Annotated in this window: 10 protein-coding genes; 5 read left to right on the plus strand and 5 right to left on the minus strand. The window is 58.9% G+C overall.

The window, feature by feature from the left end; translation table 11 throughout:
* Nucleotides 1-519, plus strand: a 519-nt coding sequence (locus ERD80_RS14925; protein WP_136547440.1) for a TraB/GumN family protein, incomplete at its 5' end; no start/stop codon positions are given.
* 163 nt (nt 520-682) lie between these two features.
* Nucleotides 683-1,162, plus strand: coding sequence for a Cys-tRNA(Pro)/Cys-tRNA(Cys) deacylase YbaK (ybaK, locus tag ERD80_RS14930; RefSeq protein ID WP_021508645.1), 480 nt, complete (start codon nt 683-685; stop codon nt 1,160-1,162).
* Here the strand turns inward: ybaK and ERD80_RS14935 are convergent.
* Entirely contained in the window at nt 1,159-2,028 is an 870-nt protein-coding gene (locus ERD80_RS14935; RefSeq protein WP_021508646.1) for a LysR family transcriptional regulator, read from the minus strand. The genes ybaK and ERD80_RS14935 overlap by 4 nt on opposite strands.
* A gap of 90 nt (nt 2,029-2,118) precedes the next feature.
* Between ERD80_RS14935 and ERD80_RS14940 the strand changes: the two genes are divergently transcribed.
* On the plus strand, nt 2,119-2,550 hold the full coding sequence (locus ERD80_RS14940) for a multidrug/biocide efflux PACE transporter (RefSeq protein ID WP_021508647.1): 432 nt from the start codon (nt 2,119-2,121) through the stop codon (nt 2,548-2,550).
* A gap of 34 nt (nt 2,551-2,584) precedes the next feature.
* Here the strand turns inward: ERD80_RS14940 and ushA are convergent, their stop codons facing one another.
* Nucleotides 2,585-4,336 carry a bifunctional UDP-sugar hydrolase/5'-nucleotidase UshA gene (ushA, locus tag ERD80_RS14945; RefSeq protein ID WP_136547442.1) on the minus strand — a complete coding sequence of 584 codons (1,752 nt, stop codon included), beginning with the start codon at nt 4,334-4,336 and terminating at the stop codon, nt 2,585-2,587.
* A gap of 163 nt (nt 4,337-4,499) precedes the next feature.
* On the opposite strand from ushA, the gene ERD80_RS14950 reads away from it, so the two are divergent.
* Together ERD80_RS14950 and ybaL are read left to right on the plus strand one after the other, a co-directional pair.
* Nucleotides 4,500-5,699, plus strand: a complete 1,200-nt coding sequence (locus ERD80_RS14950) for an MFS transporter (RefSeq protein WP_058769404.1) — start codon at nt 4,500-4,502, stop codon at nt 5,697-5,699.
* Nucleotides 5,700-5,918: 219 nt separating this feature from the next.
* The gene (gene ybaL, locus ERD80_RS14955; protein WP_021508650.1) at nt 5,919-7,607 is read left to right on the plus strand and encodes a YbaL family putative K(+) efflux transporter; all 1,689 of its coding nucleotides are present in this window, start codon (nt 5,919-5,921) and stop codon (nt 7,605-7,607) included.
* A gap of 98 nt (nt 7,608-7,705) precedes the next feature.
* On the opposite strand, the gene ERD80_RS14960 is transcribed toward ybaL, so the two are convergent.
* From ERD80_RS14960 to adk, 3 genes are all read right to left on the minus strand, one after another.
* Entirely contained in the window at nt 7,706-9,007 is a 1,302-nt protein-coding gene (locus tag ERD80_RS14960; protein ID WP_058775243.1) for an inosine/guanosine kinase, read from the minus strand.
* A gap of 58 nt (nt 9,008-9,065) precedes the next feature.
* On the minus strand, nt 9,066-10,025 hold the full coding sequence (gene hemH, locus ERD80_RS14965) for a ferrochelatase (RefSeq protein WP_021507223.1): 960 nt from the start codon (nt 10,023-10,025) through the stop codon (nt 9,066-9,068).
* Nucleotides 10,026-10,140: 115 nt separating this feature from the next.
* Complete coding sequence (adk, locus tag ERD80_RS14970) at nt 10,141-10,785, minus strand: adenylate kinase (RefSeq protein ID WP_021507222.1); 645 nt, start codon at nt 10,783-10,785, stop codon at nt 10,141-10,143.
* Between the last annotated feature and the right edge of the window lie 371 nt (nt 10,786-11,156).

Below are 11,156 nucleotides of genomic sequence, written 5' to 3' on the forward strand. Positions count from 1 at the left end.
ACGCTGCAGCAGCTGACGGCGCTGTGCGATGAGCTGTCACTGAACATCGCGCTGTTTGATAGCCTGCCGTTCTGGCAAATTGCGCTGATGCTGCAGGCGCAGCAGGCGCAGCGGCTGGGGCTGCGACCGCAGTACGGTATTGACTATCAGCTGCTGCAGGCAGCGCAGGCGGCAGGAAAACGCATTATTGAGCTGGAAGGGCCGGAAACGCAGATCGCGTTGCTGAAATCACTACCGCAGGATGGCCTGGCGCTGCTGCTGGATACGCTGGAACACTGGCACACCAACGCGCGACTGCTGCAAACCATGATCAGCTGGTGGCTGGATGCGCCGCCCGCCAGTCAGCCGGTGGCGCTGCCGACTACGTTCAGCAGTGAACTGAACGATACTCTGATGCGCAACCGTAATCAGCACTGGCGCGAGCTGCTGCTGGCGTTGCCGCGCGGGCGCTATGTGGTGGCGGTCGGTGCACTGCATCTCTACGGCGAAGACAATTTGCCGCAGCTGCTGAAGGCATAAAAAAAGAAGGCCAATATTGCTATCGGCCCGTCAAAGAGGAATTTGTTTATGATTTTGGTTATCGCCAGGGTGACTGGCGCCGGCCAATTTTCGCGCAAAGTTCAGATTTTCGCCAGTACTTTCACGCAAACCGAGATAAGAATTTTCGTAGCAAGGATTGATTATGACACCCGCCGTAAAACTGCTGGAAAAACAACAGGTCGCTTTTACCCTGCATCCCTACGAGCATGACAGCCATGAAACCCACTTCGGTGACGAGGCGGTGCGCAAGCTCAACCTGGATGCGCGCCAGGTGTTTAAAACCCTGCTGGTGGCGCTTAACGGTGATGGCAAAGCGCTGGCAGTGGCGGTGACGCCGGTCTCCTCACAGCTGGATTTGAAAAAAGTCGCCAAAGCGCTGGGGGCGAAGAAAGCCGACATGGCCGATCCGCAACTGGCGCAGCGCGTCACCGGCTATCTGGTGGGTGGCATCAGTCCGCTGGGGCAGAAAAAGCGGCTGCCGACGGTGATCGATCAGCAGGCCAGCGAATTCCCGACCATCTTTATTTCCGGCGGCAAGCGCGGGCTGGATATCGAACTGGCCGCGCAGGATCTGGCACGGTTGCTGGATGCCACGCTGGCTGACGTGGCGCGCCGCGATTAATCAGGCTGCTGCGCGCACAGCTGGTCGATCATCCAGCGCCCGGCCGGGCCCGGCGGATTGCGCCGCGACCAGATAACATCCACCGCAATATGCTGCGGCCAGCCCGGCACCGGCAGCTCGCGCAAGACCTGATGACCAAACTGCTGCACCAGCCAGCGCGGCAGTACGCTCCAGCCAAACCCCTGCTCCGCCATCTCCAGCAATAAAAGATAGGTTGGTGCCGACCAGGTGCGGCCGGCCGGCAGCGGCTGGCGGGTTTCCACCCAGGTATTGAGCCGCAGCTGACGCAATTCGCCCAGCTGTGCCTCGCTCACCTGCGAACGGGCTGCCAGCGGGTGATCCTGATGCAGGAAAATCGCCATTTGCGCTTCAACCTGCAGTCGCGCCACCGCCAGATCCGGCGGCAAACGCGGCTGCGCGCGCACCACGCCAAGATGTACGCGCCCGGCCTGCAGTAAATCCAGCACATCCTCATCTTCCGCAATCATGCATTCAAACTCGATATCCGGATAGCGTGCCTCAAAGCGCGTCAGCAGATTTTCATGGTGATCGGCCTGCCAGAAGTCGGAAATGGCCAGGCTGAGGCGCGGCTCAACGCCCTGCGACAGCCGCACCGCCAGTTCATCCAGCCGCTGGCTGGCAGCAAGAATTTGCTGCACCTGCGCCAGCGCGCGCTGGCCCTGAGCGGTCAGCACCGGCTGGCGTCCGCTGCGATCAAACAGCGCAAAGCCTAAGTCATCTTCGAGATTGGCCACCGCGCTACTGATGGTGGACTGACTTTTTGCCAGCGCACGCGCCGCTGCGGAAAACGAGCCGCTGGCGACGGTCTGGACAAATGCCTCAAGGGATTCTGGTGAGTACTTCATGCTGAACCATCGCTTTTATCGATAGGTAATCATTTTATCTTAGCATTGTGCAGTGAGAAAATGCGTGGCGTTACTCAAATGGAGGTTTATATGCGTACCCGTTCACTGAAAGAACGTTTTTGTCATGCCGCAGGCTTTGAAGGGTTAGCGATCGTCACGGTTGCGCCGCTGGCCGCCTGGGTTATGGATAAACCGCTGTTTCAGATGGGCGCGCTGGCGATTATGCTGTCGACCGTCGCCATGCTGTGGAACATCATTTATAACAGCGGCTTTGACCGTCTCTGCCCGCCGCAGCGCCAGCGCGGTCTCGGCCTGCGCGCGCTGCATGCGCTCGGCTTTGAGGGCGGCTTTATCCTCATCGGCCTGCCGATTGCCGCGTGGATGTTGCATATTTCGCTGCTGGACGCTTTCCTGCTGGAAGTGGCGTTCTTTCTGTTCTTTCTGCCCTACACCATGGCTTACAACTGGGCATGGGATAAGCTGCGCCAGCGCTGGGTGAGCCAGAAATCCTGCCGCGCCTGAAAAACCACGGGCGGCTGAAGTGCCGCCCGTGTTGTCACTCGTGCGCCGCGCGCGGCCAGATCCACGCCAGGATCATCTGCGGATAGCTGCGCTTCTTTTGCTTCTCCAGCGCTTTGTCGCGCTCCTCAACCTGCTGCGGTGTCAGATGCACAATCTGCGGTGGCTCATAATCGGCGACGCGCAGCGGTGAGTGCTGACTGACATAGCTGCGCAGCACCTCGGCATCACGCAGGCCGCTGTTGCGGAAACCAGCATGGCCATCAATCACCGGGTAGCCGTCGCCGCCGCTGGCGTTAAAGCTGTTGGTGGCCATGCGATAGGTTTTATCCAGCTGCAGCGGCTCGCCATTGATTTTCACTGCGCTGACGCTTTTGCCATCGGCCACCAGGCTGATGTTGCTGAACTGCGCGAAACCGCCGGAATCGGCTTTGATATTCGCCACCGTCGCCAGGTAGTTCAGCAGCTCTTTGCCCGTCAGCGTCACGGACACCACCTGATTGCCAAACGGCTGGATCTGCAACAGATCGCGCCAGCTGATCTCGCCCTGCGCCAGCGAGGTACGAATACCGCCGCCGCTGATAACGGCAAAGTCGGCCTGAGTAGCCGCCATCTGCGCACGCAGGATCAGCTGAGCCAGCGGCATTTGTTCAAAGCGCACCTTGCTGCGGTCGCCATCAAACACGCTGTCGCTGCGACCCACGTTGACCGCCAGCTGTTTGCCGGCGCGCAGCTGATAAGGCGTCAGCAGCTTCATCATTGCGCCGTTCTGCGCTATCGCTTCCTGATACGGCAGCCAGGTTTCGCTACCATCAAGGTTCTTCACCTTGTGCTTAAGGTTGACCGGAATCAGCTGATAGTTATCCAGCGTCAGCTCACCGTTGCGGAAGGTGAAATCGCCGCGACCGACAAATTTCCCCCACTCTTTCGCCTGCACGATCCACACGCCGTTCTGGCGATCCGGCTGGCACGGCTGTCCAGGCTGATAATCCGCAACGCTGACGTTCTCTTTTGCCATGCACACTGCATCGTGCGAATGGCCGCCGACTATCACGTTAACCGTGCCCGGCGGCAGGCTGCGCGCCAGCTCCACATCGCCCGGTGCGTTGCTGCCATGCTGCCCGTCGTCGTAGTGGCCCATGTGCGTCAGCGCGATAATTACATCCGGCTTGTCGCTGGCGCGCAGTTCCGCCACCGCTTTTTCCGTCTCTTTCACCGGATCGCGGATCTCGATCTGCGCCACGTTCTGCGGATTGGCGATGCGCAGCGTGTCAGTGGTGGTCAGGCCGATCACCGCAATTTTCAGCCCCATACGGTTGAATATCGCCCACGGCTTAAACAGGCGCTTATCGCTGCCTTTGGCATAAATGTTGGCGGCAAGAAAAGGAAACTTCGCCCATTTCTGCTGCTTTTGCAGCACGCTGAGCGGTTTGTCGAACTCGTGGTTACCGAGCGCCATCGCGTCATAGCCGATGAGGTTCATGCCGCGAATGTCCGGCTCGGCGTTCAGCACATCCGATTCCGGCACGCCAGTATTGACGTCGCCCGCCGACAGAATCAGCGCGCCGCCGCCTTTGGCCTGTACATCATACCGCTGCTGATCCATCAGCGTTTTTTGCGCAGCCAGACCATATTCACCCTGCGCGTTGGCCCAGAAATGGCCGTGATGATCGTTGGTGTGCAAAATGCTGAAGCGATAGCTGCGGTCCGGCTGCCACGCCTGCGCCAGCAGCGGCAACAGCAGCATAATCAGCGCCAGCCAGCGCCCTCTGTGCGGTGATAACAACAAAGCCGATCTCCTTATTCTGCGTTTTTTACCGGGCGGTGCGCCGGATGTGCTTTTTCGCCCTTCTGTGTCGCACAGTTCGCCCTTTAACTCAAGGCCAAAGGCGAATACAGTCATGCATGACGTAACAATCTGATAACGAAATTCCCACCCCTTCAGGATCTTTATGGCAAGTGAACAGACGTTAACCCCGACGCGGCGCACCGGGCGTACCGCTTTTGGCATTCTTGGTGCCATCAGTCTCGCGCATCTGCTGAACGATATGCTGCAATCGCTGTTACTGGCGATCTATCCGCTGCTGCAGAAAGATTTCAGCCTCAGCTTTGTGCAAATTGGTTTGATTACGCTGACGTATCAGGTTACGGCCTCATTATTACAACCGCTGATTGGCTATTACACCGACAAATATCCGAAACCCTGGTCACTGCCGGTCGGGATGGGGTTTACCCTGTTCGGTCTGGTGCTGCTGACCTTTGCCAGCACTTATCCGCAGGTACTGCTGGCCGCGGCGCTGGTTGGCTGCGGCTCATCGGTGTTCCATCCGGAATCGTCGCGTGTGGCGCGCATGGCCTCCGGCGGCCGCCACGGGCTGGCTCAGTCGCTGTTTCAGGTCGGTGGTAACTTTGGCAGCGCACTGGGGCCGCTGCTGGCCGCCATCATCGTCGCGCCCTATGGCAAAGGCCATCTCAGCTGGTTCATGCTGGCCGCGCTGCTCGGCATCATTGTGCTGCTGCAGGTGAGCCGCTGGTACAGCCACCAGCAGCGCGCCACCCAGGCCAGCGCTGCCAGCAGGCCGCGTAACCCCCTGCCGCGCAATAAAGTGGCGCTGGCCATCGGCATTCTGCTGCTGCTGATTTTCTCCAAGTACTTTTATCTCACCAGCCTGAGCAGCTATTACACCTTCTATCTGATGCACAAATTCGGGCTGTCCGTGCAGGCCTCGCAGTTCCATCTGTTTGCCTTTCTCGGCGCGGTCGCCGCCGGCACCATTATCGGTGGGCCGATAGGCGATAAAATCGGGCGGAAATATGTCATCTGGGGATCGATTCTCGGCGTGGCGCCGTTTACCCTGCTGTTACCGCACGCCAGCCTGATGTGGACCAGCGTGCTGAGCGTAATTATTGGTCTGATCCTGGCCTCGGCGTTTTCCGCCATTCTGGTCTATGCCCAGGAGCTGCTGCCCGGGCGTATCGGCATGGTTTCCGGGCTGTTTTTCGGTTTTGCTTTTGGCATGGGTGGCCTCGGCGCAGCGGTCCTGGGCGTAGTAGCCGACCACACCAGTATCGAGTGGGTGTATCAAATCTGCGCCTGGCTGCCACTTATTGGCCTGTTGACCGCTTTCTTACCTGATCAGCAGCAGCGCTGAGCCCTTTCGGGGGGCAACTATTTTTCTCTGCCCCCCTCCATTCTGCATAAATCCTGCCGATATGCTGAGATAACTGAGGAAAATAGCGCTTCGGCTGCGTTTTTGTCTCATTTTTTCAATTTTTTCGTCTTTCACCGCTCAAATGTTTAAACGCGGCGAACGATTGTGCATTACACTAGGTTGTTACAAGCGGATACATTTGCACACAAGGAGACAGGCATGCATCACACTACCCCGTTGATCACCACCATTGTCGGAGGTCTGGTCCTCGCATTTCTCCTTGGTATGCTGGCGAATCGCCTGCGCATCTCGCCGCTGGTCGGCTATCTGCTGGCCGGCGTGCTGGCGGGTCCTTTTACCCCGGGCTTCGTCGCGGATACCAATCTGGCCCCCGAACTGGCTGAACTCGGCGTCATTCTGCTGATGTTCGGCGTCGGTCTGCACTTCTCGCTAAAGGATTTGATGTCGGTAAAGTCGATCGCCATTCCCGGTGCCATCGCGCAGATCGCGGTCGCCACGCTGCTGGGAATGGGTCTGTCATGGGCGATGGGCTGGTCATGGATGACCGGCCTGGTGTTTGGCCTGTGTCTTTCTACCGCCAGTACCGTGGTGCTGCTGCGCGCGCTGGAAGAGCGTCAACTGATTGATAGCCAGCGCGGGCAGATCGCCATCGGCTGGCTGATCGTCGAAGACCTGGTGATGGTGCTGACGCTGGTGCTGCTGCCGGCCATTGCCGGCATGCTGGAGCAGGGAAATGCCAGCCCGACGCTGCTGGCGTGGGACCTGTTACTGACCATCGGCAAAGTCGCTGCCTTTATGGTGCTGATGATGGTGGTCGGCCGCCGCGTGGTGCCGTGGATTCTGGCCAAAAGCGCCGCCACCGGTTCACGCGAGCTGTTTACGCTGTCGGTACTGGCGCTGGCGCTGGGTATCGCATTCGGCGCGGTCGAATTCTTTGATGTTTCCTTTGCCCTCGGCGCCTTTTTTGCCGGCATGGTGCTGAATGAATCAGAGCTCAGCCACCGGGCGGCACACGACACGCTGCCGCTGCGCGATGCGTTTGCCGTGCTGTTTTTTGTCTCGGTCGGCATGCTGTTCGACCCGATGATCCTGCTGGAGCAGCCGCTGGCGGTGCTGGGTGCGCTGGCCATTATCGTGCTGGGTAAATCGATTGCCGCCTGGCTGCTGGTCACGCTGCTCGGCCACTCGCGGCGCACCGCGCTGACCATCTCCGTCAGCCTGGCGCAGATTGGCGAATTCGCTTTTATCCTCGCCGGACTGGGGATTTCGCTCGGCATGCTGAGCGACGAAGGCCGCAACCTGGTGCTGGCGGCGGCGATTCTCTCCATCATGCTTAACCCGATTCTGTTTACCGTGCTGGAGCGTTATCTCGACAAAACCGAGACCATGGAAGAGCAGACGCTGGAAGAGGCAATTGAAGAAGAGAAGCAGATTCCGGTGGATATCTGCAATCATGCGGTGATTGTGGGTTATGGCCGCGTCGGCAGCCTGCTGGGACAGCAGCTGATGGAAGCTGATGTGCCGCTGGTGGTGGTGGAGAATTCGCGCCCGCGCGTCGAAGCGCTGCGCGAACAGGGCATCAAAGCCGTGCTGGGCAACGCGGCGCGAGTCGATACCATGGATTTAGCGCGTCTTGACTGCGCGCGCTGGCTGCTGCTGACCATCCCCAACGGCTATGAAGCCGGGGAAATTGTTACCGCCGCGCGCGAAAAGCGGGCAGATATTGAGATTATCGCCCGGGCGCATTACGACGACGAAGTGGCCTATATCATGGAGCGTGGCGCCAATCGCGTGGTAATGGGCGAGCGGGAGATTGCCAACAGTATGCTGCATGTATTGCAGGAAGAGATCGCGCAAAACCCGATTGTGCGCGAGTGCCCGATTTAAAGACGTTATTACACCGTAGCGGCGCAATTTATTGCGCATACTAAAGCCATATCACGGCTGAAGAATGCGCAATAAATTGCGCCGCTACGGGTTCGTTATTACCTGTCCCAGTAAGACTCTTCTAAACTGTCTTCCCGCTCCGGCAGTCCGCGCGTCAGACGCGGGGAGTGCTGGTTCAGCACCTGATAACTGACGCGGTTGGCATATTTGCACACCTGCGCCAGCGACGAGTAGGTCAGGTATTCGCGGGCGTGTTTGCTGGAGTTTGGCACTTTCTGACGGTGGAAATTGTTGGCGGTAATATCATGCAGCAGCGCCGCCAGCGCGCCATCACCGGCACCATTGGTGTTCATGATCTTCTCCGGACCGCCCATGTAAGGCGCAATGTGCGAGAAGATCCGCAGCGGCAGCTGGCAATCCTGATGGCGCATGGCGCGGCTGAACTCAAACTGGTTGAACTCGGCAATCGCCCCTGGCAACAGCGGATGATTGGTTTTGCGCTTAAACGCCTCTTCGGTGAACCCGGCCATATACAGCCCGGTCGGTCCGGCGGTGCATAGCACCAGATCGACCCAGTCCAGCGCCATGTTAGAGGCCAGCAACGGATCCGCTTCGCCGGTCAGCGCGAACGCTTCCTCTTCATTCATCGCCACAATCGAGACGTGTTCGCGCAGGAAATCGCGCCAGAACTGCGGGTTATCCTGAATCACATATTTGGTACCCAGCGTCAGCACCACCGGTACATTGTGCTTTTTGGCGAACTCAATGGCCCGCAGCGTCGCGTCCGGCATCGGTTCGCCCGGCTGACAGCGCACCAGGTAGGATGTCAGCACCAGCGCCGACGCACCGGCAATCACCTCTTCCGGAATACTGGCGGCCTGCAGCTGGTTCATCAGGCCAGGGCTGATAGCAAAGGTGCGCTCGCCCTGCTCGCCGATCAGGGTAAAGCAGCGGCCAATGGCGCCATCGACGCCCTGCAGGAAGTTAAGGTCCATGCGGCTGGAGGTATTGCACAGGTAGCGATAGGCGTAACCGCCAATCTGGATGTTGTTACACATCACGCCGAGCAGCACCGAACGGTCATCAGCCAGCACCGAGTAGTTGTGCAGCGTATTACCGATGGTACCGCCGGCAAACTGGTGGCTGATCAGCTGCTCGCGCATCAGCTCGTTATACAGCGCTTCGGCGGTCGCATCGTCGATCACCAGCGAATGACCGGCGCTCAGGCCATAGCGCTGCAGGAAGTCGTCATCGACTTTGGCTTCGATATCTACCAGCGTCTGGTCGATACCCACCACCCAGCTGCCCTCTTCCTGCTCCTGCTGGGAAGCCTGCAGCAGCGGATCGCGCGCGTTGACGGGAAAATAGTGTTTGGATTTGCGTTTGCCGGGAAATTTCATGAAAGCTGCCGTCAGGGAAAATCAGGCAGAGAATGATATCACATTCTCTGCCGCACCCTTAGCGGCGCGCTTGTACCAGCTGCACCATCATCTCGATGTGCTCATCATCCGCATTAAGCGCCGGAATGTATTCGAATTTCTCGCCGCCAGCGTGCAGGAAGATTTCGCAGTTTTCGCCGCTGATCTCCTCCAGCGTCTCGAGGCAGTCCGCCGCAAAGCCCGGACTCATCACCTGCACATGTTTAATCCCTTTGGCCGGCAGGCTTTTCATGGTCTCATCCGTGTACGGCATCAGCCAGGGCTCGCGGCCAAAGCGCGACTGGAAGGTCATCATGATTTTATGCGGCGCAATGCCGAGCGCGGCGGCCAGGGCGTCGGTGGTGTCTTTGCAGCGCAGCGGATAGTCGTCGCCTTCATTGGCGAAGCGTTGCGGAATGCCGTGGTAAGAGAGCACCAGCAGATCCGGCTCGCCGTGTTGGGCAAACGAGCGCTCCACCGAGGCCTTCAGCGCGGCGATATAGGCCGGATGTTCGGCGTAATCGCGGATAAACGCTACTTCCGGCAGGGAACGCAGCGGTTTAAAGCTGGCCGCCAGGCCATCCCACACTGCCGCCACCGTGGAGCAGGAGAACTGCGGATAGAGCGGCAGCACGATGAATTTGGTGACACCCTGCGCCAGCAGACGCTCCACCGCACCGTTGAGGCTCGGCTGGCCGTAACTCATGCCCAGCTCTACCGGCATATCCAGCCGCTGCGCCAGCGCGGCACGCTGCCGCTTGCTGAACACCATCAGCGGGGAACCTTCGTCCATCCACACCGATGCGTACAGCTTCGAAACACGCGGCGAGCGGAACGGCAGAATGATGAAATTGAGAATCGGCCACCACAACCAGCGCGGCGTATCCACCACGCGCGGATCGCCGAGGAACTGTTTCAGATAGCGTTTCACCGCCGCGGTGGTCGGTGCGTCTGGTGTACCTAAGTTAACCAGTAAAACCCCAGGCTTATCTTGCCTCATTGTATTTCCTTGATGTCGCAGACAATGGTTCTGAATCGGGGGAAATTGTAGCGGAAAAAGCGGAGGGGGAAAGCAATTGCTGCAAAAGGGCCGGACAACCGGCCCTGTTCACCACTTAACCGAGGATATCGGCCAGCTGTGCACTCACTTCGGTCACCTGACGGGTGCCGTCGATTTTGTGGTATTCGGTGTTACCGGCTTCGGCTTCTTTGCTGTAGTAAGCAATCAGCGGCGCGGTCAGCTGATGGTATTCCACCAGACGCTTACGCACGGTCTCTTCCTGGTCATCTTTACGCGTGGTCAGCTCTTCGCCGGTCACGTCATCTTTACCTTCCACTTTTGGCGGATTGTATTTGATGTGGTAAACGCGGCCTGACGGCGCATGCACGCGGCGGCCGACAATGCGATCGACAATCAGTTCGTCCGGTACGGCGAACTCGAGCACGTAATCCACCTTGATGCCCGCCTCTTTCATGGCGTCAGCCTGCGGAATGGTGCGTGGGAAACCATCGAGCAGGAAGCCGTTTTTGCAGTCTTCCTGCGCGATACGCTCTTTAACCAGCGCAATCACCAGTTCGTCCGTTACCAGTTTACCGGCATCCATGATGGCTTTCGCCTGCTGGCCCAATTCGGTGCCGGCTTTGACAGCCGCACGCAACATGTCGCCCGTGGAGATCTGCGGAATACCGTATTTCTCCATGATGAATTGAGCCTGAGTGCCCTTACCTGCGCCCGGTGCCCCGAGCAGAATAATACGCATTGCGTAATTCCCCTTGCGAATCGCATTGATCAATCTGAGAAGGCCAAGAACATACCATTATGACCCGCACACCACAAGGCAACGGGCCCTCGGGCGCTGAAAGGCCTACTTTGACCTGCTTTAGCGCGGTGCGCCAGTAGCAGGCACGTTTTTAAGAATTTCGGCTGTCTCTGAGCACCTCGCGCAGCCGTTTTTTTAGCGCAGCGGTGACGTTCTGTGGCTTATTGCCGTTGCCGCGCACGCTGACCGGTAAAAACAGGCGATGCGGCGCGGGCAGCAGCAGCATATCCGCGGGCAACGCTGGCAGCGCACTGCCAGCACGCTGGCCCTAAGCGGCAAACTGGACCGCGATACGCTGCTGGCGCTGTGGC

Source organism: Pantoea sp. R102 (assembly GCF_004916815.1).
Classification (GTDB): domain Bacteria; phylum Pseudomonadota; class Gammaproteobacteria; order Enterobacterales; family Enterobacteriaceae; genus Pantoea; species Pantoea dispersa.

Bases quoted from the DNA above. Each gene is read 5' to 3' on its own strand.
- ybaK (WP_021508645.1), top strand. From the start codon at position 683: ATGACACCCGCCGTAAAACTGCTGGAAAAACAACAGGTCGCTTTTACC.
- ERD80_RS14935 (WP_021508646.1), bottom strand. From the start codon at position 2,028: ATGAAGTACTCACCAGAATCCCTTGAGGCATTTGTCCAGACCGTCGCC.
- ERD80_RS14940 (WP_021508647.1), top strand. From the start codon at position 2,119: ATGCGTACCCGTTCACTGAAAGAACGTTTTTGTCATGCCGCAGGCTTT.
- ERD80_RS14950 (WP_058769404.1), top strand. From the start codon at position 4,500: ATGGCAAGTGAACAGACGTTAACCCCGACGCGGCGCACCGGGCGTACC.
- ybaL (WP_021508650.1), top strand. From the start codon at position 5,919: ATGCATCACACTACCCCGTTGATCACCACCATTGTCGGAGGTCTGGTC.
- ERD80_RS14960 (WP_058775243.1), bottom strand. From the start codon at position 9,007: ATGAAATTTCCCGGCAAACGCAAATCCAAACACTATTTTCCCGTCAAC.
- hemH (WP_021507223.1), bottom strand. From the start codon at position 10,025: ATGAGGCAAGATAAGCCTGGGGTTTTACTGGTTAACTTAGGTACACCA.
- adk (WP_021507222.1), bottom strand. From the start codon at position 10,785: ATGCGTATTATTCTGCTCGGGGCACCGGGCGCAGGTAAGGGCACTCAG.